The 25,437-nt window shown below is 68.1% G+C and carries 23 protein-coding genes; 15 read left to right on the top strand and 8 right to left on the bottom strand.

The genetic code is table 11. The features are described 5' to 3' along the window. From fabG to AB0I19_RS00695, 7 genes are all read left to right on the top strand, one after another. Complete coding sequence (fabG, locus tag AB0I19_RS00665; protein WP_357143006.1) at positions 1 to 759, top strand: 3-oxoacyl-ACP reductase FabG; 759 nt, start codon at positions 1 to 3, stop codon at positions 757 to 759. Next, the gene (locus AB0I19_RS00670; protein ID WP_067494251.1) at positions 756 to 1,208 is read left to right on the top strand and encodes a MaoC family dehydratase; all 453 of its coding nucleotides are present in this window, start codon (positions 756 to 758) and stop codon (positions 1,206 to 1,208) included. Before fabG ends, AB0I19_RS00670 begins: the two co-directional genes overlap by 4 nt. Then, positions 1,208 to 2,236, top strand: coding sequence for a phosphotransferase family protein (locus AB0I19_RS00675; RefSeq protein ID WP_357143008.1), 1,029 nt, complete (start codon positions 1,208 to 1,210; stop codon positions 2,234 to 2,236). Before AB0I19_RS00670 ends, AB0I19_RS00675 begins: the two co-directional genes overlap by 1 nt. Further along, entirely contained in the window at positions 2,236 to 3,459 is a 1,224-nt protein-coding gene (locus AB0I19_RS00680; protein WP_357143009.1) for an acyl-CoA dehydrogenase family protein, read from the top strand. The genes AB0I19_RS00675 and AB0I19_RS00680 overlap by 1 nt, the downstream gene beginning before the upstream one ends. Further along, positions 3,456 to 4,634, top strand: coding sequence for an acyl-CoA dehydrogenase family protein (locus tag AB0I19_RS00685; protein ID WP_357143011.1), 1,179 nt, complete (start codon positions 3,456 to 3,458; stop codon positions 4,632 to 4,634). Before AB0I19_RS00680 ends, AB0I19_RS00685 begins: the two co-directional genes overlap by 4 nt. Next, entirely contained in the window at positions 4,631 to 5,722 is a 1,092-nt protein-coding gene (locus tag AB0I19_RS00690; RefSeq protein WP_357143013.1) for an acyl-CoA dehydrogenase family protein, read from the top strand. The genes AB0I19_RS00685 and AB0I19_RS00690 overlap by 4 nt, the downstream gene beginning before the upstream one ends. A gap of 224 nt (positions 5,723 to 5,946) precedes the next feature. Next, on the top strand, positions 5,947 to 6,960 hold the full coding sequence (locus tag AB0I19_RS00695; RefSeq protein WP_357143015.1) for a hypothetical protein: 1,014 nt from the start codon (positions 5,947 to 5,949) through the stop codon (positions 6,958 to 6,960). Positions 6,961 to 6,981: 21 nt separating this feature from the next. Here the strand turns inward: AB0I19_RS00695 and AB0I19_RS00700 are convergent, their stop codons facing one another. Genes AB0I19_RS00700 through AB0I19_RS00710 form a run of 3 tightly spaced genes read right to left on the bottom strand, consistent with a single transcriptional unit; the run spans position 6,982 to position 10,201 of the window. Beyond that, a complete protein-coding gene (locus AB0I19_RS00700) occupies positions 6,982 to 7,854 on the bottom strand; it encodes a sugar phosphate isomerase/epimerase family protein (RefSeq protein WP_357143017.1) in 873 nt (290 codons plus the stop codon). After that, the gene (locus AB0I19_RS00705) at positions 7,851 to 9,041 is read right to left on the bottom strand and encodes a dihydrodipicolinate synthase family protein (protein WP_357143019.1); all 1,191 of its coding nucleotides are present in this window, start codon (positions 9,039 to 9,041) and stop codon (positions 7,851 to 7,853) included. Before AB0I19_RS00705 ends, AB0I19_RS00700 begins: the two co-directional genes overlap by 4 nt. After that, complete coding sequence (locus AB0I19_RS00710; RefSeq protein ID WP_357143021.1) at positions 9,038 to 10,201, bottom strand: Gfo/Idh/MocA family oxidoreductase; 1,164 nt, start codon at positions 10,199 to 10,201, stop codon at positions 9,038 to 9,040. The genes AB0I19_RS00705 and AB0I19_RS00710 overlap by 4 nt, the downstream gene beginning before the upstream one ends. Positions 10,202 to 10,378: 177 nt before the next feature. On the opposite strand from AB0I19_RS00710, the gene AB0I19_RS00715 reads away from it, so the two are divergent. From AB0I19_RS00715 to AB0I19_RS00735, 5 genes are all read left to right on the top strand, one after another. Beyond that, positions 10,379 to 11,413, top strand: a complete 1,035-nt coding sequence (locus AB0I19_RS00715; protein ID WP_357143023.1) for a LacI family DNA-binding transcriptional regulator — start codon at positions 10,379 to 10,381, stop codon at positions 11,411 to 11,413. Between the two features lie 126 nt (positions 11,414 to 11,539). Further along, the gene (locus tag AB0I19_RS00720) at positions 11,540 to 12,412 is read left to right on the top strand and encodes an ABC transporter permease (protein ID WP_067494334.1); all 873 of its coding nucleotides are present in this window, start codon (positions 11,540 to 11,542) and stop codon (positions 12,410 to 12,412) included. A gap of 43 nt (positions 12,413 to 12,455) precedes the next feature. Further along, positions 12,456 to 13,496: an ABC transporter substrate-binding protein gene (locus AB0I19_RS00725; protein ID WP_067494337.1), complete on the top strand. Its 1,041-nt coding sequence runs from the start codon at positions 12,456 to 12,458 to the stop codon at positions 13,494 to 13,496. Between the two features lie 16 nt (positions 13,497 to 13,512). Continuing rightward, entirely contained in the window at positions 13,513 to 14,310 is a 798-nt protein-coding gene (locus tag AB0I19_RS00730) for an ABC transporter ATP-binding protein (RefSeq protein WP_357143025.1), read from the top strand. Positions 14,311 to 14,340: 30 nt separating this feature from the next. Next, entirely contained in the window at positions 14,341 to 15,459 is a 1,119-nt protein-coding gene (locus AB0I19_RS00735; RefSeq protein ID WP_357143027.1) for a glycerate kinase, read from the top strand. A gap of 42 nt (positions 15,460 to 15,501) precedes the next feature. Here AB0I19_RS00735 and AB0I19_RS00740 read toward each other — a convergent pair whose 3' ends face one another. The 3 genes from AB0I19_RS00740 to AB0I19_RS00750 form a co-directional block, all read right to left on the bottom strand. Further along, positions 15,502 to 16,596 carry a GGDEF domain-containing protein gene (locus AB0I19_RS00740; RefSeq protein WP_357143028.1) on the bottom strand — a complete coding sequence of 365 codons (1,095 nt, stop codon included), beginning with the start codon at positions 16,594 to 16,596 and terminating at the stop codon, positions 15,502 to 15,504. 155 nt (positions 16,597 to 16,751) lie between these two features. Beyond that, the gene (locus AB0I19_RS00745; protein ID WP_357143030.1) at positions 16,752 to 17,786 is read right to left on the bottom strand and encodes an NADP-dependent oxidoreductase; all 1,035 of its coding nucleotides are present in this window, start codon (positions 17,784 to 17,786) and stop codon (positions 16,752 to 16,754) included. Positions 17,787 to 17,922: 136 nt separating this feature from the next. Continuing rightward, positions 17,923 to 18,435 (bottom strand): MarR family winged helix-turn-helix transcriptional regulator, encoded by a 513-nt coding sequence (locus AB0I19_RS00750; protein ID WP_357143032.1) that lies wholly within the window; start codon positions 18,433 to 18,435, stop codon positions 17,923 to 17,925. Positions 18,436 to 18,527: 92 nt separating this feature from the next. Between AB0I19_RS00750 and AB0I19_RS00755 the strand changes: the two genes are divergently transcribed. The 3 genes from AB0I19_RS00755 to AB0I19_RS00765 all read left to right on the top strand — a co-directional run bounded on the left by AB0I19_RS00755 (position 18,528) and on the right by AB0I19_RS00765 (position 23,719). Continuing rightward, entirely contained in the window at positions 18,528 to 20,588 is a 2,061-nt protein-coding gene (locus tag AB0I19_RS00755) for an MMPL family transporter (RefSeq protein WP_357145036.1), read from the top strand. A gap of 280 nt (positions 20,589 to 20,868) precedes the next feature. Beyond that, positions 20,869 to 22,296, top strand: coding sequence for a glucose-6-phosphate dehydrogenase (locus AB0I19_RS00760; RefSeq protein ID WP_357143034.1), 1,428 nt, complete (start codon positions 20,869 to 20,871; stop codon positions 22,294 to 22,296). 1 nt (position 22,297) lies between these two features. Further along, positions 22,298 to 23,719, top strand: coding sequence for a sugar porter family MFS transporter (locus AB0I19_RS00765; RefSeq protein ID WP_357143036.1), 1,422 nt, complete (start codon positions 22,298 to 22,300; stop codon positions 23,717 to 23,719). 438 nt (positions 23,720 to 24,157) lie between these two features. On the opposite strand, the gene AB0I19_RS00770 is transcribed toward AB0I19_RS00765, so the two are convergent. Together AB0I19_RS00770 and AB0I19_RS00775 are read right to left on the bottom strand one after the other, a co-directional pair. Further along, a complete protein-coding gene (locus tag AB0I19_RS00770) occupies positions 24,158 to 24,616 on the bottom strand; it encodes an NUDIX hydrolase (protein ID WP_357143038.1) in 459 nt (152 codons plus the stop codon). 135 nt (positions 24,617 to 24,751) lie between these two features. Then, positions 24,752 to 25,426, bottom strand: coding sequence for a TetR/AcrR family transcriptional regulator (locus AB0I19_RS00775; RefSeq protein WP_357143040.1), 675 nt, complete (start codon positions 25,424 to 25,426; stop codon positions 24,752 to 24,754). Between the last annotated feature and the right edge of the window lie 11 nt (positions 25,427 to 25,437).

Genomic DNA, 25,437 nt, shown 5'->3' on the forward strand with positions numbered 1-25,437 from the left:
ATGAGCACACCGACCAAGACCGCGATCGTCACCGGCGCAGCCCGTGGCATCGGCGCGGGCGTCGCCCGTCGGCTCGCCGCCGACGGCATGGCCGTCGCCGTGATCGACCTCGACGAGGTGGCCTGTAAGCCGGTCGTCGAGCAGATCCAGGCCGCGGGCGGCCGGGCGATCGCCGTCGGCGCCGACGTCGCCGACGAGGCGGCCGTCACGGGCGCCGTGGAGCGGGTCGTCGCCGAGCTGGGCGCCCCGACCGTGCTGGTCAACAACGCGGGTGTCATCCGCGACAACCTCTTGTTCCGGATGACCACCGACGACTGGGATACCGTGATGAACGTGCACCTACGCGGCGCGTTCCTGATGACCCGCGCGGTCCAGAAGCACATGACGGAAGCGAAGTTCGGCCGCATCGTCAACCTGTCGAGCACCTCGGCGCTGGGCAACCGTGGCCAGGCCAACTACGCCGCGGCCAAGGCGGGCGTGCAGGGCTTCACCAAGACCCTCGCGTTCGAGCTCGGCAAGTTCGGCGTCACCGCCAACGCCATCGCCCCCGGTTTCATCGAGACCGAGATGACCGCGGCCACCGCGGCGCGCGTCGGCATTCCGTTCGAGGACTTCAAAGCCGGTGCGGCCAAGGAGATTCCGGTCGCGCGGACCGGTGTGCCCGAGGACATCGCGCACGCCGTGTCGTTCTTCGCCAGTGAGGGAGCGGGTTTCGTGTCCGGTCAGGTGCTCTACGTCGCGGGAGGGCCGAAGGCATGAGGATTTTCCAGGGCGTCGCCGAACTCGAGGGCGCTGTCGGAACCCACCTGGGCTACTCCGGGTGGCACACCATCACCCAGGCGCAGATCAACGCGTTCGCCGACGCGACCGGTGACCACCAGTGGATCCACATCGACACCGAGAAGGCCGCCGCGGGTCCGTTCGGCACCACGATCGCGCACGGTTACCTGACCTTGTCGCTGCTGCCGCTGCTCGTCCCGCAGGTGTACCGGGTCGAGGGCGTGCAGATGGCCGTCAACTACGGCGCCAACAAGCTGCGTTTCCCGGCGCCGGTCCCGGTGGACTCGAAGGTGCGCGCAGGCATCGAGCTGGTGTCGGTCGCCGCGGGTGCTGCCGGCCACCTGGTCACCTCCCGGGTGACGGTCGAGCGCGAAGGCGGCGACAAGCCGGTCTGCGTGGTCGAATCGCTGACCCTCGTGGTGGCCTGATGGAGACCCGGGCCGACCTTCCCGGCCTGGATCTCGGTCGGCTCTCCACCTGGCTCCGTGGTCAGCTGCCGGAGGCGGGGCCGGCCCTGAGTGGCTCGCTGATCGCGGGCGGCAAATCGAACCTGACCTATGCGGTCACCGACGGCACCAGCCGGTGGATCGTGCGCCGGCCCCCGCTGGGGCACGTGCTGGCCACCGCCCACGACATGGCCCGCGAATACCGGGTGATGGCGGCCCTGCAGCACACCGACGTCCCGGTGCCGACCATGTACGCACTGTGCCAGGACGACACCGTGCTCGGCGCCCCCTTCTACGTGATGGAGTACGTCGAGGGCACGCCGTACCGGACCGCCGCTGAACTGCGTGAGCTGGGACCCGAACGCACCCGCGCCATTTCGACCGATCTGATCGACACCCTCGCGGTACTGCACGCGGTCGATCCCGCGGCAGTCGGGTTGGCCGATTTCGGTCGTCCCGAGGGCTTCCTGGAACGCCAGGTGCGCCGGTGGAAGAAGCAGCTCGACGCGTCGCACACCCGCGACCTGCCGCTGGCCGAGGAACTGCACACGCTGCTCGCCGCGGACGTCCCCGCCGAGTCGGCGGTGGGCATCGTGCACGGTGACTACCGGCTCGACAATGTGCTCACCGATCCCAGGGACCGGCTCGCGGCGGTCGTCGACTGGGAGATGGCCACCCTCGGTGATCCGCTGACCGACCTGGCGCTGATGGTCGTCTACGGCCGCCTCGCGGCCAGGGCGGGCAGCGCCGTGGTGGCCGACGCGACGGTGGCACCGGGCTTCCTGACCGAAGCCGAGATCATTGCCCGCTACACCGCGCGCAGCGAGCGCGACATGTCGCGGTTCGGTTTCTATCTCGGGCTCGCCGCGTTCAAACTGGCCGCGATTCTCGAAGGCATCCACTACCGCTATCTGCACGGCCAGACTGTCGGCGAAGGTTTCGATGCCATCGGTTCGGCCATCGAGCCCCTCCTCGAAACCGGCCTCACCGCACTGAAGGAGTACCGCTGATGGATTTCGCCTACGACGCCCGCACCGAGGAATTGCGTGCCTCGCTGCTCGACTTCATGGACACCCACGTCTACCCGGCCGAACCGATGTTCCGCGAACAGGTGTCCCAGCTCGACAACCGCTGGGCCTGGGATTCGGTGCCGATCATGAGCGAGCTGCGGGCCGAGGCCCGCAGGCGGGGCCTGTGGAATCTGTTCCTGCCCGGCGAGGAAGGTGCCGGGCTGACCAACCTGCAGTACGCACCGCTGGCCGAGATCACCGGCCGCAGTGGTCATCTGGCGCCGGCCACGCTCAATTGCGCGGCACCCGACACCGGCAACATGGAGGTGCTGGCGCAATTCGGCACCGACGAACAGCGCAAGGAATGGCTCGAGCCGTTGCTGGACGGGCGGATCCGGTCGGCGTTCGCGATGACCGAACCCGATGTGGCCTCCTCCGACGCGACCAACATCTCCACCCGCATCGAGCGCGACGGCGACGACTACGTACTCAACGGGCGCAAGTGGTGGATCACCGGCGCCATGAACCCCAACTGCCGCATCTTCATCGTGATGGGCAAGACCGACCCGACCGCGAGCAGGCACCAGCAGCAGTCGATGATCCTGGTCCCGCGCGACACCCCTGGCGTGGAGATCATTCGCGGCATGGAGGTCTTCGGCTACGACGACCACGATCACGGCGGCCACGCGGAGATGCGTTTCACCGATGTGCGGGTCCCGGCCACCAATCTGATCGGCGGCGAAGGGTACGGCTTCGCCATCGCGCAGGCCCGCCTCGGGCCCGGCCGCATCCACCACTGCATGCGGGCCATCGGCGTGGCCGAGCGCGCCATCGAGGCGATGTGCACCCGCGCCGAGGAGCGTGTCGCCTTCGGCAAGCCGCTCAGCGAGCAGGGCGTGATCCGGGACTGGATCGCCGAGTCGCGGGTCAAGCTCGAGCAGTTGCGGTTGCTGGTGCTCAAGACCGCGTGGCTGATGGACACCGTGGGCAACAAGGGCGCCCACACCGAGATCCAGGCGATCAAGATCGCCACCCCGGCCACCGTCCAGTGGATTCTCGACAAAGCCATCCAGGTGCACGGCGCCGCTGGTGTGTCCCAGGACTTCTCGCTGGCCGCCGCCTACGCGGGCAACCGCACCCTGCGTTTCGCCGACGGACCGGACGAGGTCCACAAGAACGCGCTGGCCAAGAACGAGCTGCGCAAGCATCGGGAGGGCCGATGACCATCGACGAACTCCGCACCAGGATCCGGGAATTCCTCGCCGCCAACGATCCCGCGACCACCGAGCGCCTGGAGTTCCTGCGCGCTCGCTACGACGCGGGGCTGGCGTGGGTGTACTTCCCGGAAGGTCACGGTGGTCTCGGTCTGCCGCACGGCTGGCAGACCGAGGTGGACCAGCTCTTCGAGCAGGCCGGGGCCCCGGACAACAATCCGGCGGCCAACGTGATCGGTCTCGGCATGGCGGGTCCGACCATCCTGGCCTGCGGTACCGAGGAGCAGAAGAAGCGTTTCCTGCGTCCGCTGTGGACGGGCGAGGAGATCTGGTGCCAGCTGTTCAGCGAACCCGGCGCCGGCTCCGACCTGGCCAATGTCAGCACCCGCGCGGTCCGCGACGGTCACGAGTGGGTGGTCGATGGGCAGAAGGTGTGGACCTCGAGCGCGCACCTGGCACAGTTCGCCATCCTGCTCGCCCGCACCGACCCGAACGTCCCCAAACACCGTGGCATGTCGTACTTCCTGATCGACATGACCCAGCCGGGTGTCGAGGTGCGGCCGCTGCGCCAGATCACCGGTGAGGCCGAGTTCAACGAGGTCTTCATCACCGACGCCCGCGTCCCCGACGAACAGCGCCTCGGCGCCGAGGGCGACGGGTGGCGCATCGCCAACACCACCCTCAACACCGAGCGCGTCGCCATCGGCGGCCGGGCGAGTGCCCGCGAATCGGGGCTCATCGGCGTGGTCACCGACACGTGGCGGGCGAACCCGGATCGGCGCACCCCGGAACTGCACGACCGGTTGCTGCGGCTGTGGGTCGACGCCGAGGTCGCCCGGCTCACCGGACTTCGCCTGCGCCAGAAGCTGGCTCAGGGACAGCCAGGTCCGGAGGGCTCGGCGATGAAGCTGTCCTTTGCGCGGATCGCGCAGCAGCTGTCCGGACTCGAGGTCGAACTGCTCGGCGAAGACGGCCTCCGCTATTCCGACTGGACCATGGTCCGTCCGGAGCGTGTCGACATGAACGCCCGCGACGCCGGATACCGCTACCTGCGAGCCAAGGGCAATTCCATCGAGGGCGGCACCTCCGAGATCCTGCGAAACATCGTGTCCGAACGCATTCTCGGCCTGCCCGCCGAGCCGCGTACCGACAAGGACCGTCCCTGGAAAGAAGTCGCGCGATGACCGACGTTGATCTGCTCTACACCGAAGTCGAGGACGACCTGCGCGCCGTGGTGCGCTCGGTGCTGACCGCGCATTGCGAACCCGGCGCGGTTACCGCCCTCTACGACGGCGACCGCGCGCTGGTCGACGGCCTGTGGAAGAACATCGCCGTCGACCTCGGCCTGGCAGGGCTGCTCGTTCCCGAAGCGGACGGTGGCGCTGGTGCCTCGGCTCGTGAGGCGGCGGTGGTGCTCGAGGAGCTCGGGCGTTTCGTCGCCCCGGTGCCCTTCCTGACCAGTGCCGTGGTCGCGACCACCGCACTGCTCGGCTCCGGTTCGGCGCTGCTCGGTCAGCTCGCGGCGGGGGAGCGCACGGCCGCCCTGGCCGTGCCGCTGACGACTGCTGCGCACGGCGCGCTGCCCACCGTGTCGGCCGACGACGGACGGCTGACAGGCACGGTCACCAGTGTCGCCGGTGCGCTCGAGGCCGACGTGCTGCTCGTCCCGGCCACCGGGCCCGAAGGTATCGCGCTGTACGCGGTTTCGACCGCCGCCGCGCGACTTACCGCGGTCGTCTCCCTCGACATGACCCGCCAGCTCGCCGACCTCGAGTTCGACGGCGCCGCAGGCGAACTCGTGGTCGCCGACGGCGAGGCGGCGGTGCGCCGGGCGCTCGCCGCGGGCACCGCCCTGCTCGCCTCCGAGCAGTACGGCGTGGCGCGGTGGTGCCTCGACGAGACCGTGGCGTACCTGCGGGAACGTCGCCAGTTCGGCCGCGTGGTCGGCGGATTCCAGGCGATCAAACACCGGCTGGCCGACCTCTACACCGCGGTCGAATCCGGCAACGCCGCTGCCCGCTATGCGGCCGCCACCCTCGCCACCGACGACGCCGACGCGCCCGTCGCGGCCTCGGTGGCCCAGGCGTTCTGCAGCGACCTCGCGGTCCACGCCGGTGAGGAGGCGGTGCAGCTGCACGGCGGCATGGGCATGACCTGGGAGCATCCGGCCCATCTGTACCTCAAGCGCGCCAAGGCCGACCAGCTCGCCTTCGGTACCGCCGGGGCACACCGGGTGCGGCTGGCCGAGCTGGTCGAGGTGCCCCGACCGTGATCATCGGTGTCCTGCGCGAAGCACGCCCACGCGAGACCCGGGTGGCCGCCACTCCGGCGACGGTCACCCGGCTCGGCTACAGGGTGGTGGTCGACGGTTGACACCTCGAATCCGCTGGCACTCATGTTCCGCACTCGCATGACCATGTGAACGATCGGCACAGGCGGTACTGGCAAGCCTCGGTCGCTCGCGGTAGTGGAGGAGTCGGCTTATCCTCCATGATCATGACCGGCCGAGCGGATTCTGAAGCCGAGATCTTCCGCAGGGATCCTCGCCCACCGGACTTCATCGAGCACCGGCGGTATGCCTCGTTCCAGGCGTGGCGACAGCTCGTGGTCGGTGGCCACATCGACCACGAGCAGCTCGTGGGCGACCTGCTCGGCATCAGCCGCTATGTCCACTCCCGGTATGCCTACGGATATACGATTCACGAAGTCCTGCCGGAATTTTCGCGAAGTCGGCTCTCGGCTGCCCTGGGTGATGTGATTGTCCGTCTCCCGATGGAGTCGGCACTCCGAATCCCAGTGGAAGAAGCTGTTATCCGGCTCGTGGCGTTCTTCGGGCCGGTACCGATGGAGTGGCTGTCGGATTCCGTCCTGCGCACCGTGTTCTCCGGTATTCGGCCTCGCGATGTCGAATTCGCCGGGTCCACCGACTCTCTCGCGGCACTCGGCAGAATCTCGGTTTCGGACACGCTGCGACTGAGCCATGTCCTGCGCGACGTGCCCGATGCGCAATTGCTGTGCGCGGCCCGGCTGAGGCGACCGGACCTTCTCGAGGCGGTGCATGCGGCATTCGACTCGACGGACGGTGCATGGGCCGTCTTGACCTACTTGACCCGTGATTTTCCACCCCCCGTCGATATCCCTACCCCGGACAGCCCACGGATGCTCGCCGGTCTGGTCACACTCGCCGAAGGCGGGCCAGGCGACACCGTCTTCCACGGCCTGTTCCCCAGCCCCATCACGAAACTCGCCCGCCTATGCCTGACATCGACAGGGCACTACCCGTCCGCCCAGGTCCTCGACGCGGCACGAAGTGCCTACGACAGGAGACGTCCCTACTACGCACACGACGCCGTGGCCTGCGCCCTCGCACACCCGGAAATCTCCGCTGCCGAGCGTGCCGACCTCATCCGTCACCTGTCCGGACACGACGGCCACGGGCGAGCAGCCCATGGCCGGCGGGCTCGAAAGAAGTTCTGGCGCATAGCCCGATGGGGCAGTCGTCAGCTCTGACAGCACCGCGGCCGGGTGACCTCAGCCGACGAGGGACGGCAGTACCAGCTCCCGGTACCGCCGCTTCATCGTCTCGATCACCTCGTGGCCGTCGCTGGACCACACCGTGGCGTTGAAGATCTCGACTTCCACGTCGCCGCGGTATCCGGCGTCGCGGACCCAGCGGCCGATGGTCGCGAAGTCGATGACGCCGTCGCCCATCATGCCCCGGGACAGCAGCGGATCGGCGGTCATCGGATTCAGCCAGTCACACACCTGATACGAGCTGATCCGCCCGGCTGCACCGGCCTGCGCGATCTGTTCGGCCAGGGTCGGGTCCCACCAGAGATGGAAGGTATCGACCACAACGCCCACGGTCTCCGCCGGATGCGACTCGGCCATCGAGAGTGCCTGTGCCAGTGTGGAAATCACGGCTCGGTCGGCACAGAACATCGGGTGCAGCGGTTCCAGCGCCAGACGTACGCCGCGTTCGGCGGCATGGGGAACCAGGAGCGCGAGCCGCTCCTCGACCCGTGCCCGGGCGCCGGCGAGATCCCGATCGGGGATCCCGCCCATCACCATCACCAGTTCCCGCGTGCCGAGTGTCGCCGCGTCGTCGATCGCGCGGCGGTTGTCGTCGAGCGCGGCCGGTCCGTCCTCCCGCCCGGTCAGGAAGCCGCCGCGGCACAGGCTGGAGACGCGCAGACCCGCATCGGCCACGATCTTCGCCGCGGTGGTGGCCCCGACCTCGTCGACCCGATCCCGCCACAGCCCGATCGCGCCGAGTCCGGCCCTTGCCGCACCGTCCACAGCCTCGGCCAGGGTCCACCGCTTGGTCGTCGCGGTGTTCAGCGACAGCGACCGGTACGGAGCGGCCGAGTCGTACGGGACCTGTTGCGCGACAACCGATGTCATGATCCGAGTCCGTTCAGTTCGAGGTACAGCCGCATGCGGTGCGCGGCCAGTTCGGGGTCCGCCAGCAGCCCGGCCCGGTCGGCGAGCCGGAACAGCTCGGCCAGGTGCGGGACGGATCGGCCCGTGGCCAACCCGCCGACCATGGAGAAACCGGACTGACGACCGTTCAGCCACGACAGGAACGCGATCCCGGTCTTGTAGTAGTACGTCGGTGCCGCGAAGATGTGTCGCCCGAGTTCCTGCGTGCTGCTGAGTATTTCGTATGCCCGCGCCACGTTGCCGTTGTCGAGTTCTTGCAGCGCGGTCGACGCGGCCGGATAGATCGCCGCGAAGATCCCGAGCAGCGCGTCCGAATGTCCTTGCGTGTCACCGACGATGAGCTCGGGGTAGTTGAAATCGTCGCCGGTGTAGAGCCGAACCCCCGGCGGCAAGGCGCGCCGCAGCGCGATCTCGTGTCCGGCATCCAGCAGCGAGACCTTGACGCCGTCGATCTTCGACCGGTTGTTCTCGATGAGCGTCCGGAAAGTCTCTGTGGCAGTGGCGATATCGTCGCTACCCCAATAGCCGTGCAGCGCGGGGTCGAACATGGTGCCGAGCCAGTGCAGGATCACCGGCCGGTCCACACCTGCCAGCAACCGCTCGTAGACGTCCACATAGTCGGCCGCCGACTCCGCGACCCGCACGAGAGCCCGCGAAGCCATCACGATCACCTGCGCGCCCGCCTCGGTCACCACATCGATCTGCGCACGGTAGGCGTCGACGATCCTGGTGAGCCCGGCCGATCCGGTGGGCAGGCCGTCGAGGTCGAGCTGATCGGTGCCCGCACCGCAGGCGAGCCTGCCCCCGGTGGCGGCCGCCTCGCCGCCGGAACGCCGGATCAACTCGGCAGTGGTCCGCCAGTCGAGACCCATCCCGCGCTGCGCGGTGTCCATGGCATCGGCGACACCGAGCCCGTAGGACCACAGCTCGTGCCGGTAGGCCAGCGTCGCGTCCCAGTCGATCGTCACGGGCGCGCCCGGCGTGTTGTCGGCCGTGGCACGCGGAATCACGTGCGCCGCAGCGAAAGCCACCCGCGAGGTGATCGGCCCGGTCGGCCGCGTCCACGCGCCCGGAGCGCCGAGGACGTACCGTTCGAGCCGGTCTCCGGCGGGCAGCAGCACCGACACATCGGTCGGGGCCGCGGTCACAGCGTGACCTCCGGAATCTCGATGCGGCGGCCTTCGGCGGAGCTACGCAGGCCGAGTTCGGCGAGCTGGACCCCGCGCGCGGCGGAGAGCAGCCCGTAGCGGTGCGGCCGCTCGTTCACCACGTCGGCGAGGAACTCCTCCCACTGCAACTTGAAGCCGTTGTCCAGATCGGCGTTCGCCGGCACCTCGAGCCATTGCTCGCGGAACGGTTCGGTAACCGGAAGGTCCGGGTTCCACACGGGTTTGGGCGTATGCGAGCGGTGCTGCGCGACGCATTTGCGCAATCCGGCCACCGCCGAACCGTGCGTACCGTCGATCTGGAACTCGACGAGCTCGTCGCGATACACGCGCACCGCCCACGACGAATTGATCTGCGCGACAACGCCGTTCGCCATCTCGAAGATGCCGTAGGCAGCATCGTCGGCGGTGGCGTCGTACGGCTTGCCTTGTTCGTCCCACCGGGTGGGAATATGGGTCGTCGCCTTCGCGGTGACCGCCTCGACCTTGCCGAGCAACCCCTCGAGCACGTAGTTCCAGTGGCAGAACATGTCGACGACGATGCCGCCGCCGTCCTCGGCGCGGTAGTTCCAGCTGGGACGCTGGGCGGGCTGGCCGTCACCTTCGAAGACCCAGTAGCCGAATTCGCCTCGCAGCGACAGGATCCGTCCGAAGAAGCCCTCGTCGACCAGCCTGCGCAATTTGACCAGGCCGGGCAGATAGAGCTTGTCGTGCACGACACCCGCGGTGACGCCCGCGTTCGCGGCGACCCTGGCGAGTTCTACCGCCTCGGTGAATGTTTCGGCGGTCGGCTTCTCGGTGAAGACGTGCTTGCCCGCCTTCATCGCCGCCGCGAGCGCCTCGGCGCGCCGGGAGGTGACCTGTGCGTCGAAGTAGATGTCGACGGACGGGTCGGCGATGACGGCGGCGGCATCGGTGCTCCATTCGGCGATACCGTGCTGTGCCGCGAGTTCGGCCAGCTTGGCGGCATTGCGGCCCACCAGGACGGGCTCCACCTGGACGCGGCTGCCGTCCGGGAGCAGGAGGCCGCCCGCGTCGCGGATCGGCAGGATCGAGCGCATCAAGTGCTGGCGGTAACCCATGCGACCGGTGACGCCGTTCATGGCGATGCGGAGCGTGCGCGGGGGAGTGGAATCGGGCATTGTTCTGTGCCTCTTCTGATTTGCGTGGCTGACGACCCGCAGAATGGGTCGCGGACGGTGCGGCGAAACTCCGCACACGGCGGTGGACAAGTCAGCTCGGAATGCGCTTTCCAAGCTATGCTAAGTCACCGAGTCCGGTCAACCCCACCCCGAACCGAGGGAACGAGGCACGAAGTCATGGCGGCTGTGAGATTGCAAGACGTCGCGATCCGGGCGGGCGTCTCCCAGGCGACCGCCTCGCGTGTGCTCAACGGGTCGTCGCGGGTGCCCGGCGAAGGCGTGGCCGACCGGGTCCGCGCCGCCGCCGCGGAGCTCGGTTATGTGCCGAATGCCCAGGCCCAGGCCCTGGCGCGGTCCTCGACCGGGCTGATCGGACTCGTCGTGCACGACATCGCCGACCCCTACTTCTCCTCGATCGTGCAGGGGGTGCAGACGGCGGCGCGCCGGGCGGGCAAGCTCGTCCTGCTGGCCAGCACACAACGCGATTTCGACATCGAGCGCGAATCGGTGAGCACGTTCATCTCGCACCGCGCCGACGCGATCATCCTCGCGGGTTCGCGCCAGAGCGGCGATCTCGACCGCGATCTCGAGAAGGAGTGCGCGCGGTATCTGGACAACAACGGCAAGGTGGTCGTCGTCGGGCAACCGCTGTCCTTCGGTGCCGCCGTCGAGCCCGAAAACTATGTGGCATCAGCGGAATTGGCGCACGCGCTGCTCGGTCAGGGGCATCGCGACTTCGCGGTGATCGGCGGGCCCGGTCACATCAGGACCGCCGTCGACCGGCGCAACGGCTTCGTCGAGGCGCTCGCGTCGCACGGTGTGACACCGCTGGTGGAGATCGCGGGAGACTTCTCCCGCGACGGTGGTTTCAGCGCGGCGCGCCGCCTCGCCGCGGCCTTGGATCTGCGCCACGGGCAGGCGGTCCCGCCCTGCGTCTTCGCCGTGAGCGACGTGATGGCGATCGGGGCGATCGCGGCCTGGCGCGAGCTCGGCTTGGTGGTGCCCGACGATGTCTGCGTCGCCGGGTTCGACGACATTCCCACGCTGCGCGATCACGTGCCAGGGCTCTCGACGGTGGCGCTGTCGCTGGTGGACATCGGCGAACGGGCCGTCGCGCTCGCGCTCGACGACACCGCAACGTCCTCGCGCGCACACGAATTCGTGCCCGGCCGGGTGATCCTGCGCGACAGCAGCGTTTTGCACCGACCCTGACCTGGCCCGATTCGAAACCCTTGACACTGTGGGTCGGGTCACACTAGCCTCGGATCCAGCTTCGGAAAGCGCATTCCCGGCGGGTGCAGTTCGAATCCCGCTCCACTACTAGCTTTAGGACTCCAGATGGCGGTAGTCACGTCCGTCGAGGCCGGTTCCCCCGCACCGAAAGCGGCGCAACCCGTTCGCCCCCGGCGCCGAAAGCTTCCATCCCCGGCCGGTCTCTGGTCGACCGTCTGGCGGCCACTCGCCCTGGTGGCGGTGCTCGTCGTCGCCTGGTGGGCCGTCACGAAATTCGAGCTCGTCGAGCCCTACATCCTGCCGTCGCCCGCCGATACCTGGCGCACCACCGTCGACAACTCGGCGTACCTGCTCGAGAACACCTGGGTCACCACCTACGAAACGGTGGTCGGCTTCATCATCGCCGCGTTGATCGGCGAAGCCGTCGCCCTGGTGATGATCTATTCGCGTGGCGTCGAGCGAACGATGTACCCGCTCATCCTTTTCGCACAGGTCATCCCGAAAATCGCCATCGCCCCGCTGTTCATCGTCTGGCTGGGCTTCGGCACCAGCCCCAAGATTCTCGTCGCTGTGCTGATGGCGTTCTTCCCGATCGTCATCTCCGGTATGGCGGGCTTGCGCTCGGTCGATCCGGAGATCCTCGAACTCACCTCCACCATGGGCGCGAGCAATTGGAAAACATTTGTGAAAGTGCGTTTTCCGGCGTCGCTTCCGCAATTGATGTCCGGGCTCAAGATCGCCGCCACCCTCGCGGTCACCGGTGCCGTCGTCGGTGAATTCGTGGGCGCCAACGAAGGTCTGGGTTATGTGATTCTGCAGGCCAACGGAAATATCGACACCGCAATGCTGTTCGCGGCCCTGATCATCATGTCGCTGCTCGGCATCATCCTGTTCGCGATCATCGAGATCGCCGAACAGTTCCTCATTCCCTGGCACGCCTCCCGTCGATCCACGGCCTCGGTCGTCGGGGCGGCCTGAGCATGCCGAACCACCGTATTCGCGCCACAGCTGGAGAACTCGCATGAAATTCCGAACACGCACACTCACGTCCATCGGGGCCGCCGCGGTGGCATCGGTGCTGGTCTTGACCGGCTGCGGAGGCGGCGGCACCGAGGCCAAGGAGCCCGGCACCGACGGGAAGACCACCCCGGTGTCGCTGATGCTCAACTGGTACCCCTACGGCGAGCACGCCCCGTTCTATTACGGAGTGCAGGAAGGCATTTTCGCCAAGCACGGCATCGATCTGAAGATCTCGGCCGGCCAGGGGTCGACCAAGACCACGCAGGCCACCGGTTCCAAGCAGACCGACTTCGGCTGGGCCGATACGCCCGCCGTCCTCAGCAATATCGACAAGGGCGTCAAGGTCAAGAGCGTCGGCGTCTTCCTGCAGACCACGCCGTCGGCGGTGCAGGTGTTCGCCGATTCGAATATCCGCACTCCGGCCGATCTGGTGGGCAAGACCATCGCCGTGTCCGCGGGCGACGCACCGACCACCACCTTCCCGGTCTATCTGGACAAGGCGGGTGTACCCGCCGATCAGGTCACCCAGCAGAGTCTCGACTCCGCGGGCAAGATGTCGGCGATGCTCTCTGGCCGCGTCGACGGGCTGATCGGCTTCGCGCACGACCAAGGTCCGACCATCGCGAACAAGAGCGGCAAAGAGGTGCGCTACCTGCGGTATTCGGAGCAGGGACTCAACTTCTTCAGCAACGGCCTGATCGCGAACCAGGCCACGATCGACTCCTCGCCCAAACTGGTGCAGGCCATGGTCGACGCGACCAGCGAGGCCTTCGCCGCCGCGGCGGCGAAGCCCGAGGCCGCGGTCGCCGCGATGGAAGGCAAGGACCCGCAACTGCCGCCGCAGCCGGTGCTGCTGCAGCAGTGGCAGCAGACGATTCCGCTGCTCACCACCCCGGAAACCGTCGGCAAGGCGCCCGGAACCAACGCCGAGGCGAACTGGCGCGCCACCGTCGAGGTGCTCAGCAACGCGAAGCTCCTGGAGAAGGCCGAGGACCCGGCCAAGTACTGGGACTCCAAATTCACCCCGACCAGCCGGCCGTGACGGAACAGGTGACGAAATGAGCACACCCACCGACACCCGAACCGGCACCGCGGTCGCCGTAGACGGGCTGACCGTAAGGTTTTCGTCCAACCGCGGTGAGGTCACCGCACTGCACGATGTCGACCTCCACGTCGGTCGCGGCGAGTTCGTGTCGATCGTCGGCCCGTCCGGTTGCGGCAAGTCGACGCTGCTGAAAGTCGTCGCGGGCCTCACCGACCCGAGCGGGGGCAGCGTCGAACTCGGCGGCGCCTCCGTGCGGGGGCCGCAGCGCAATATCGGCTACGTATTCCAGCGTGCCGCGCTGCTGGAATGGCGAACCGTGCGCAAGAACATCCTGCTGCAGGCGGAGATGCGCGGCATGGACAAGCGCGCAGCGGCCGCCGAATGCGATCTGCTCATCGAGATGACCGGACTCGGCGGCTTCGAGAACGCCCTGCCGCACGAACTCTCCGGTGGTATGCAGCAACGGGTTTCGCTGTGCCGAGCCCTGTTGCATCGACCGGAAGTGCTGCTGATGGACGAGCCGTTCGGCGCGCTCGACGCGCTCACCCGGGAACGGATGAACGTCGAACTGCACCGGATCTGGCGGGAGACGGGCACCACCGTCCTGCTGGTCACGCATTCGGTGGCCGAGGCCGTCTATCTCGCCAATCGGGTCGTGGTGATGAGTCCACGGCCGGGCAAGATCATCGAATTGCTCGACGTCGACCTGCCCGCGCACCGCGAGTACGCCACGACGATGGAGACGCCGGAATTCATCACCGTCGCCAACCGGGTCCGGGAACTGCTCGGCGCGGTGGCGCAGGCGGACTGAGATCCGGATCGCAGAGAGGACGTCGACCGCGTGAGGGTTCTCCTCGCCCCGGACAAATTCAAAGGAAGCCTCACCGCGGCCGAGGTGGCCGACCGCCTCGCCGACGGCTTGGCGGAGGCGGGGATCGACAGCCTGCGGATGCCGATGGCCGACGGCGGCGACGGGAGCGTCGACGCGGCGGTCGCGGCCGGTTTCACGCCGCATCCGGTGACGGTGGCCGGGGCGTCGGGGACCCCGAGGTACGCGCGGATCGCCGTCGGCGACGGCACCGCGGTGGTCGAGGTCGCGAACACCTGCGGTCTCGCCACCCTGCCGAACGGCCGGAAGCTGCCGCTGGACGCGAGCAGTCTCGGTGTGGGACAAGCGATCTCGCAGGCACTTCGGCACCGGCCGCGACGCCTGGTGCTCGCGCTCGGCGGCAGCGCCTGCACCGACGGTGGGATGGGGATGCTCGCGGCGCTCGGCGTCACCTTCGCCGACGCGAGCGGACGGCGGCTGCACGCGTGTGGGCGGAGTCTGGCCCGCGTCCACACGGTCGACTCGTCGCGGGCGGTCCGGTTGAGCGAGGTGGACATCGTGGTCGCGAGTGATGTCACCAACCCATTGCTCGGGCCGGACGGTGCGGCCGCCGTGTACGGCCCGCAGAAGGGCGCCACCGAGTCCGACGTCCGGTTCCTCGACGACGGACTGCGCAACCTGGTCCGCGCCTTCGTCCGCAGCGGCTATCCGGACGCGGCGGCTGTCGCGGCCGCGTCCGGTGCCGGCAGCGCGGGCGGGATCGGCTTCGCCGCGCTGCTGCTCGGCGGCACCATCGTCTCCGGTGCCGAGTTCTTTCTGGAACTGCTCGAATTCGACCGCCACCTGCCCGATGTCGACCTGGTGATCACCGGCGAGGGCAGCATCGACGAGCAGACCGCCCACGGAAAACTCCCTGCCGTTCTGGCCGCCCGCGCCCACCCCACCCCCGTCGTTGCGGTCGCCGGACGCAACACCCTGCCCCGCGACCACTGGCACCGAGCCGGTTTCACGGCCGTCTACTCGCTCGGCGACTACACCGACTCGAACACCGCCGACGACCCGGACCTGACCAGTCGACTTCTCACCCGGATCGGCCGCGAGATCGGCCGCATTCCAGCGATTTCCGGCTGATCACCGTGGTGTGTGCCGCTCCCGGCAGCCGCAATTCACAGTTCATTCCCCGCCCGGCGTGTGGGAGTGCCCGGGTGGGCGGGTGAGGTCGTCGAGGACGACCAGGTTTCCACCGGACTGTTTCGCCTGGTACATCGCCGCGTCGGCGGATTGCAGCAAGCGGTCGGGGGTGGGGCGTTGGCACTGCGGGCAGACTGTCGCGTCGAAGACCGCGACGCCGATGCTGGCCGTCACGCCCACCGCGGTATCGGAGGGCGCGGCGACCACCCGGCAGAGGTGTTCGGCGACGTCGCGGGCGCCCGCCGCCGCGATCGGGGCGGCCACGACGAATTCCTCGCCGCCGGTCCGCGCCACCACCGCCGAATCCGGGGCGGCCTCGCGCAGACGCCGGGCGGTTCGCATCAGCACGAGGTCGCCGATGCGGTGACCCCAGGTGTCGTTGACACTCTTGAACCGGTCCAGGTCGAAGGAGATGACGCACACGGCGCGATGGTCCTCGACGAGCTGGGGGAGCCGGTTCTCGAGCCCTCGCCGGTTGAGCAGTTCGGTGAGGGGGTCCGAAAGCGACTCGATGCGCAGCAGCCAGTAGAGCAGCTGGAACGCGGGCACTGCGGTGATCACCGTCGCCAGCAGCAGACCCACCGCGACCGCGAGGGTGACACCGTCCCCGCCCGTCGCGATCCGCACGGACAACACCACCACCGACAGCACCGACCAGGCCGAATGCGCGGCCACGGCCCGTGCGCTGTGGAAGAAGCTGAGATAACTGCCGGTCGCCAGCAGCAGTACGGCACCCATGGCGCCGAACAGGCGGTTGTGCACCTGGAGGAATTCGATCGTGAACAGCAGATCGGCGCAGGCGATCAGGGCCAGCGACTCCGTTCTGCCGGGCCAGGGCAGCAGCCACCAGCGCGCGGCCCACAGCGCGCCCGCCAGAACTCCGACAACGGACGCTGGGACGGGCGGCCCCGCGGGCGTGCCCGCGATCACCAGACCCATGACCGCGATTCCCGCGCCGGCGGTGCCCATCAGCACCTTCAGCGGCAGCAGCGCCGAGCGACCGGCGAGGGTGCGCACCAGCCAGCGGTAGTCGACCGGGTCCTTCCACCAGGACCGCAGCGTCGCACCGTCACTCATCGACTCACCCTTGGACCCGACGGCATAGCCACCTCCCACCGAATGGTTCGCAGTAGTCTAGGAGTTCGGCGCCGGACAACTCACTGGGCTGGTCGGCGGTCCCGTTCCCGACGTCCTGGTCGCGGACGGGCGTTTGTCCGATTCCGGCGATCTCCCTATGTATCGATGCGCACGAGTTGCTTGCCGATATTGGCGCCGCCGAACAGGCCGCGCAGCGCGCTCGGCGCGGATTCGAGACCATCGACGATGTTCTCGGCGACCACGAGCGCACCCTCGGCATGCCAGGTCGTCAGCCGCTCGAACGCCTCGGGGAAACGCTGGACGTAGTCGAGAAAAATGAAGCCCTCCATGCGCGCGCGACGCATGGCCAGCTCCATGTAGTTGCGGGGCCCGGTCGCCGGAGCGGTCGCGGTATAGCCGGAGGCGATACCGCCACACAACACCACCCGCGCGCTCCTCGCCAGGTTGGCCAGGCCGGCCTCCAGGATGGTGCCGCCGACACAGTCGATGAAGACATCGATACCGTCTGGCGCCGCCTCGGCCAGTCGCTCGGCCACGTTGTCGTGCTTGTAGTCGATGGCGACGTCGAGCTTCGCAATCTCGGTCAGCCAGGCGCATTTGGCCGGACCCCCGGCTATCCCGATCACCCGACAGCCCAGGGCCTTGGCGATCTGCCCGGCCAATGACCCGGTGGAACCGGCAGCCGCGGAAACCACGACGGTATCGCCTACTTCGGGTTTGCCGACATCCACCATCCCGAAGTAGGCGGTGAGCCCGTTCACTCCGAACGCACTCAGCATCAGCTTCGGGTCGATACCGTCGGGAACCACGTTCAAGCCGAACAATCCCTGCCCACCGGCGATGACGTAGTCCTGCCACCCGACCATCCCCACTACCCAGGATCCGACGGGATAGTCAGGGTTGTTCGAGGCCACAACCTCACCTGCACCGCTGCCACGCATCACCGTGTCCAACGGCACCGGCTCGATGTACCCGGCTTGCTCGTTGAGCCAACCCCGCTGAGTAGCGTCGATCCCCAGCCACCGCACCCGCACCAGCGCCTCCATCGGACCGGGTTCGGGTACGGGCGCATGCCGCAATTCGAAGTCGTTGTCGCTCCACGTGTTTCCTGGCCTGTGCCGGAGAATCCACTGACGATTCTCGGTGTCACCCCACTGCTTCGTCGCCACCGTTCGAGTCTGCCATCGACATCGTCCATGTCAGGCAGGTGGCCCGGCGGCGTGCGGATCGAGCCCAACGATGCTGTGGGCGGCTCACGATGGTGGAGGCGCGGTCGGCGAGCCGATCCCGACGTCGGCGACGGGCTCAGCGGTCGATCTGCGCCGGTAACTCGCTGTAGAAATCGCGCAGCGCGCCGGTGATCGCGACGAACACCCGGTGGGCTGCCTCGAGGTCGGCGGCGGGTAGATCGGCCATCGCAGCCCGGGTGCGGGTGCTGAGTGGTCCGAAGAATCCGGCCGCCACGGACATGCCGTGGTCGGTGTAGCCGAGGTGCACTCGTCGGCGGTCCGTGGCGTCGGGTACTCGCTCGAGATGGCCGGATTCGATCATCCGCTCGACGAGATAGGTGACCGCGGGCGCGGAAATCCCCATCAGTGTGCTCAGCCGGCCCGCGGTCACCGGTGTGCCTTCGGCCTGTGCGGTTGCCACATGCATCAGGGCACGGAAGTCGTTGGGGCGCAGATCGTTCGACCGCGCGAAGACGTGACCGATCTGTTCGGAGATCGCGGTCAGCGCCCGCAGATCGCGGGCGATCTCGGTTTCCAGCTCCGACCGGTCGCGAGCCGGATCGGCGTCCTCGGTGGTCTGGTCACCCAACGCATGTCTCCTCTCGATCCGGTGGTGAGCTTAGCCGCTCCCGGATCGGGACATTGTCAGATAGTTAAGTTTCTGAAATAGTTGACCGCGTGATGCGACTCAGCGACGGGCAGGGATGGGATCGATTCGCCCGGATGGTGACCGGGCGGCGATCGTGGGCGCTGCTACTCGCGGTGTTCGTGGCCGCGGTGGCTGTTGTCGCGTCGGCCGGCAGCAACCAGAGCGCCGGGCAGGCGCCGGTGTCGCTGCCGTCCTCGGCGGAATCCGCTCGGGCCGCCGCTGCCGCCGACGACTTCCCAGGCGCGGACGAAGCCGCCGCGATCTTGGTGGCGACCCGCACCGATGACGGCGTGCTCACGTCGACCGACCTGGCCGCACTCGATGCCGCGCTCACCCGGGCCGAGGTCTCCGCGTCGGGTGGTCCACGCGTCGTCCCGGCTCCCGACGGCCGCGCCGCCATCGCCCAGATCCCGGTGCCCGCGGACCTCAACGGGTTCGCGCTGACCGATCGCATCGACGAACTGCGCACCGAACTCACCACGGACCTGCCCGAACCGCTGCGCGTGCAAGTGACCGGCGGTCCCGCCTTCGGCGCCGACATCGCCGACTCCTTCTCCGGTGCCAACACCCTGCTGCTGATCGTCACAGCGCTCGTGGTGATGGTGCTGCTGATCCTCACCTACCGCTCTCCGGTGCTCTGGCTCGTCCCGCTGACGGTCGTCGGCCTGGCCGACCGCGTCGCCACCAGCGTCGGCACCGCACTGGCCCAGCTCACCGGTCTCACCTTCGACGGCTCGACCTCCGGCATCACCAGCGTCCTCGTCTTCGGCGCGGGCACGAACTACGCACTGCTGCTCGTCTCCCGGTACCGCGACGAACTGCATCGCCACGACGACCATCGCGACGCTTTGCGCGCCGCCGTACGCCATGCCGCGCCCGCCATCCTGGCCAGCAATGTCACCGTTGTGCTCGCACTGCTGACCCTGCTGCTGGCCGCGCTGCCGAACACGCGCAGCCTCGGCGCGTTCGCCGCGGCCGGACTCGTCGTCGCGGTGATCTTCGTCCTGTTCGCCCTGCCCCCGGCATTGGCCCTGTGCGGGCGAACGATCTTCTGGCCGTTCGTGCCGCACGCCGACGGTCGCGATCCGGCCGAGCACGGCATCTGGGCGAACGTCGCGCAGCGCGTGGTGCGCCGCCCGGCCCTCGTCGCGGGTGTCGCGTCGGCCGTCCTCGTGGTCTTCGCCGCCGGTCTCGCGACCACCGACATCGGCCTGTCACGCACCGAGCAGTTCCGGGTCGAAGCCGAATCCGTCGACGGACTACAGACCTTGGCCGAACACTTCCCCTCCGGGGCCGCCGACCCCGCCGTCGTGATCGCCCGCACGGCGGCCGCACCGTCGGTGCAGGCCGAACTCGACACGGTGCCAGGGATTTCCCGGGCGACCCGCACCGGAACCTCCGACACCGGAATGACGCGCTGGTCGGTCGTCCTCGACGCGCCGCCCGGCTCGGCCGACGCGTTCACCACCGTCGAGGCGATGCGGTCGGCACTCGGCGCGATCCCCGACGGTGCAGCGCTCGTCGGCGGCTCCGATGCCGAGGCCCTCGATATCCGCGACGCCGCGCGCCGGGACCAGGGGCTGGTCATCCCGCTGATCCTGGTCGTCGTTCTGCTGGTGTTGCTTGCCCTGTTGCGAGCGGTCCCGGCGGCGGTGCTGCTCGTCGGCGTCACGGTCCTGAGCGCGCTCGCCGCCCTCGGCGCGGGCAGCTGGATCAGCGGCACCGTGTTCGGCTTCCCGGCCTTGGACACCAACGTGCCACTGTTCGGTTTCCTGTTCCTGGTCGCCCTCGGCGTGGACTACACGATCTTCCTGGTGACCAGGGCGCGCGAGGAAGCAGCGGCCAACGGCACCACCCAGGGCATGGTCCGCGCCGTCGCATCCACCGGCGCGGTGATCACCAGCGCCGGCGCGGTACTGGCCGCGGTGTTCTGCGTCTTGGGCGTACTTCCGCTGATCACCCTCACCCAACTCGGCATCGTCGTCGGCATCGGCATCCTCCTCGACACCTTCGTCGTCAGAACCCTGGTCGTCCCAGCCCTGTTCGAACTCCTCGGCGACAAGGTCTGGTGGCCCTCGGTCCCCGAGAAGTAGGTGAGCGCGCCCGGGAACTAATGGACGACTCATGTCTTCGATTCCGGCGCACCCCGATCGCGGACGGTCGCGCGTTGCCATCTGGTCGTGGATCGGCATGGCTCCGCAGCACGTGACCCGATGACGCGCTGCTCACGACCTCCCGGCGCCGGGTCCGTCGGCAACATAGAGTTGTCCCGCGCAAGTTCAAGCAGGAGGCGCTCCGCTGGGGGCGCCAGGGTCGGATCGGCATTTCAGGCCGCGTTGCTCGTCGCAATACGCACGACAGGAGCGAAGGACTATGACCTCGGACTCGACGACTGGTGCGAACAGTTCACGTGATCAGACGCTGGTGATTCTCGGTGCGAGCGGCGATCTGACCGCGCGGCTGCTGCTGCCGGGGCTCGGTGCGCTGTTGAGCACCGGCGGTGTGGACAAGCTTCAGCTCGTGGGCAGCGCGGTGGAAGGCTGGGACGACGACCGCTGGCGTTCGCAGGTCACCGAGTCCTTCGCGACGGTGGACGCGCGCGGACCGCAGGTGGAAGCCGTCGTCGCGACGACCCGCTATGTCACGGCGGATGCCACCGACGAGAACGATCTGCGCGCCTTGCTCGACTCCTGTTCGGGTCAGCTGATCATCTACTTCGCGCTACCGCCCGCCGTCACCGAGAAGGTCTGCCGCGTGCTCACCGGAGTGGACCTGCCCGAGGGCACCCGGCTGGCGATCGAGAAGCCGTTCGGCAGCGACGCCGAGAGCGCCGCCGCGCTCAACGAGTTGGTGACCCAGCTCGTTCCGGAAGACCATGTGCACCGGATCGACCACTTCGTCGCCATGTCGACCGTTCTCAACATCCTGGGCGTGCGGTTCGCCAACCGCATGATCGAACCGTTGCTCAACAACCAGCACGTGCACAGCGTGGACGTGATCTTCGACGAGAGCCTGACGCTGGAAGGTCGGGCCGCCTTCTACGACGGCACCGGTGCGCTGGCGGACATGATCCAGAGCCACCTGCTCGAGGTGCTGTCGCTGTTCGCGATGGAGCCCGTGCCGTCGCTGCACGGTGACGCCGTGCGCGACGGGAAGGCCCAGATCCTGCGGGCCACCCGGATCTGGGACGACGACCCGATCCGATACAGCCGCCGCGCCCGCTACACCGCGGGTGAGATCGACGGCCGTCAGGTGCCCTCCTTCGTGGACGAGAAGGGCATCGACGGTTCCCGCAATACCGAGACCTTCGCCGAACTGGTGCTCGCGGTCGATACCTGGCGCTGGTCGGGTGTGCCGTTCCGGGTGCGCTCGGGCAAAGCGCTCGGCTCACCGCGCACCGAGGTGACGGTCACCTTCAAGCCGCCGCAACAAGTACCGGTCGGCATGACCGGCAGCCCGCAACCAAACCGGCTCCACATCGGAATACCCCTCGGCGCCAACACTTTCGGTCTCGACGTGAACATCAGCGGGCCGGGCGACTCGTTCGAGATCGATCCGGTGAGTCTGTCCGGAGAGTTCGGCGCGGGCATGCTGCCGCCCTACGGCCAAGTACTCCGGGGCGTGATCGAGGGCATCCCGCCACTGTCGGTTCGTGGCGACATGGCCGTCCAGTGCTGGCGCATCATCGAGCCGGTCCGCGAGGCCTGGCGTGAAAACCGGGTGCCGATAGGGGAGTACGCGGCAGGCAGCACCGGCCCCGACGGCTGGGCCCCGACCGGGCTTCCCGGCCAGGGGGAATGAGATGACGAGTCCGGAGAGTTCTCAACTCGACGTCCCCAACGCGGGATTGCGCATGGTCGCCCGGTGGGGACTGTGGATCAACCTCGCCACCTTCATGATCGGCTACGCCACCGGCGTCATCTCCGGTGCGTTGCTCTACATCCGAGGCGACCTCGACCTCCACGACGCCCAACAGGGCCTGGTGACAAGTATTCTGCTGCTCGGCGCACTGGTCGCGGCGATGTTCACCGGCGGGCTCGCGGACCGATTCGGCCGCAAAATGGTGCTCGGCGGCGCCGGGGTGCTGTTCGCGGTCGGCTTCATCGTGTCGGCGCTGGCGACCGGATTCCCACTGCTCGTCCTCGGCCGCCTGGTCATGGGCTTCGGTGTCGGCATCGCCTCGGCACTTGTTCCCACCTATCTGGGCGAGATTTCGCCGCCGCAGATCCGCGGGCGAATGCTCACCCTCAATCAGTTGCTGCAGACGGTCGGCATGCTCGTCGCCTACCTCGTGAACCTCGCCTTCAGCGGTAGTGGCGACTGGCGCGCGATGTTCTGGGTCGGCGCGATTCCGGCGGTCTTGCTGGTGCTGATCGTGAAACGGCTGCCGGAAACGCCGACCTGGCTGATCGCGCAGGGGCGTATCGACGAGGCACGAACCACCATCGGCTCGGTCGTCGGTGCCGCGGGCGCCGAGAAGGTGATCGAGCACTACCGCCACCAAGAAGCCGAACGTCAGCGTCTTCGGGAGCAGGACAAGAGTCCCGAGCGGAAGGGGTGGCGGGTGCTGTTGGCGCCCCGCGTCCGCCCCGCGCTGGTCGTGGCGCTCGGACTCGCTGTCCTGCAGCAGTTCGTCGGCATCAACACCGTGCTGTACTACGCGCCGACGATCATGGAGGAGACCGGTCTCAGCGCCTCGAACTCGATCGTCTATTCGGTCATCATCGGCATCGTCAATCTCGCGATGACGTTCGTCTCGCTGCGTTTGATCGACCGGCTCGGACGCCGACCGCTGTTGCTGATCTCCCTTGTCGGAATGGGGATCTCGGTGGCACTGCTCGGTGTCTCGTTCATCGTCGATCTCGGTTCGGTGATCCTGCTGGTGTGCATGCTGGTGTTCGTGTCGTCCTTCGCCATCGGGATGGGCCCGGTGTTCTGGGTGATCCTCGCGGAGGTCTTCCCGCCCGATGTGCAGGCGCAGGGCTCGGGCGCGGGCTCGGCGGTGAGCTGGTTGTCGAACTTCATCATGTCGACGGCCTTCCTGCCGCTGACCGGGGCGATCGGATCAGGTCCTGTCTTCCTGATCTTCGCCGTGATCTGCTTGGTTGCCCTGATATTCGTCTACCGCCGGGTCCCCGAGACCAAGGACCGCGACTTCGCACAGATCGACAAAGACCTGCAGGCCCGCGCCGGCAGACAGACCCCGGACGCCTCAGCGGCCTAATCACCGCAGGACGGGCGTCGCGCGTCGTGCAGTGCACGAGAGGTTCGTGCCGATCGGCGATACGAATCGCTGGTCAGGCACAGTCGCTTTGCCATTCCGCGGTGAACACCGGCGCGGACGAAGGAGTAGGGAACCGAACGTGAACACCACGTTCGTGGGGCGGAGTGCCGCGACCATCGGTCTATCTCTGGTGGTGTCGACGGTGTACGCCGGAGTTGCCACCGCTGACCCCCATCGAGGCGCCGCTGACCGCGACGGTTGCCGCAGCCGATGCCGACGGGGTGGCGGAGCCATCCGTCGAGGGGCGTCCCACAACGGCTTCGGAGTCGGTGCCGGAGTGGGGCCGCTGATCCGCTACTAGACACGATCGTCGGAGGACGGCCGCCCCCAGTTCTGGTTGAACTTGCCCAAGGGCGAAGGTTGTTGACGCAATCCATCTCACGACATTGCGGCGCGCCCCCGAAGATCGCGGTACGTACCGAGGATGCGGCGGATGGAGGATGTCACCGGGAGGTGGCCGTCGAGCGGCGTCCAGGCGTACCGCGCATGGGCGGTGAGTCGGATCGGTTCGAAGGCGGCTACGTCCACGGCGAAATGCAGCCGGCGGACGGGGCGTGCATCGGGGGACAGGTAGTCGAAATCGCCGACGTGATGGCGGATCCCGGTGACAGCAAGCCCTGTTTCCTCACGCACCCCGCGGGCCACCGCCTCGGCCAGGGTTTCACCAGGCTTCACGGTGGCCCCGGGAAGCTTCAGCGGGACCCTGACCGGGCCGCTGTCGTGACGTTCTAGGAGTAGTACTGTTCCGTCGCGTTCGATGATCACACCGACTCTCGGAGCGGTGCCGTCTACCTCGGCTTGGCGGGCCAGTTCTTCCAACTCCGATGCGGAGACCATGGGGCTTACCGACTTCCGATTCCGGATCCGACTTCGGCGGATCCGACGACTGTATCGATTGAATACGCTACTCCTCGAGACCAGGTCGACGCGCAAAAATGGGGCGGCCGCGGCAGCCGCGTCTCGCGTCGTGGGTCACCTTGCTGTCGGCGAGGATCGGGCGGGTCCCGGAGTGGCGCGGAAAGCGCGCACGATCAGGTTGGCGGCCTCGGTGCAGATGGTGTCGGCGTCGGTGCGGGGGAGGGGGATCGTGCCGTACATCGACGCGTGCAGACCCTGTTGGACGAGAAGCGAGACGAACTGACGGGCCGCGGTCGAGGGATCCTCGACATCGAGTTCACCGCGGGAGCGCAGCAGGTCGGCGATCTGGGCCACCAGCTGTTTCGGTTCGCCGTCGGCGCAGGCGGGACGCAGCGACGGGATCCGGGCGACCTCGCTGATGATGAGACGGCGCAGAGCGGAGGCCCGCTCGTCGAGCAACACCCGAAGGACGCGATGGCCGATCTCGACGAGTGCGGCGGTGACGTCGGTGCGATCCGACCCGGCGATCGCGGTGCCGAAGGTCGTTGCCACCTGGGCGCGTTCGTGCTCGACCGCGGCCAGGAACAGGGTCTGTTTGTCGCCGAAATGGTTGTAGGCGGTCTGTTTGGCCACGCCTGCCCGTTCGGCGATCACGTCGAGGGTTGCCCGTTCGTAGCCGTCGCGCAGGAATGTGTCGATCGCGGCGTCGAGGATGGCTCGACGCTTACCCGGATCGCCCCCTGGGGGGCGGCCGCCGGGTCCGGTCGATCGCGTTGCCGATGTCGACATGTCCGTCGGCG

Source organism: Nocardia sp. NPDC050413 (genome assembly GCF_040655475.1).
Classification (GTDB): domain Bacteria; phylum Actinomycetota; class Actinomycetes; order Mycobacteriales; family Mycobacteriaceae; genus Nocardia; species Nocardia coubleae.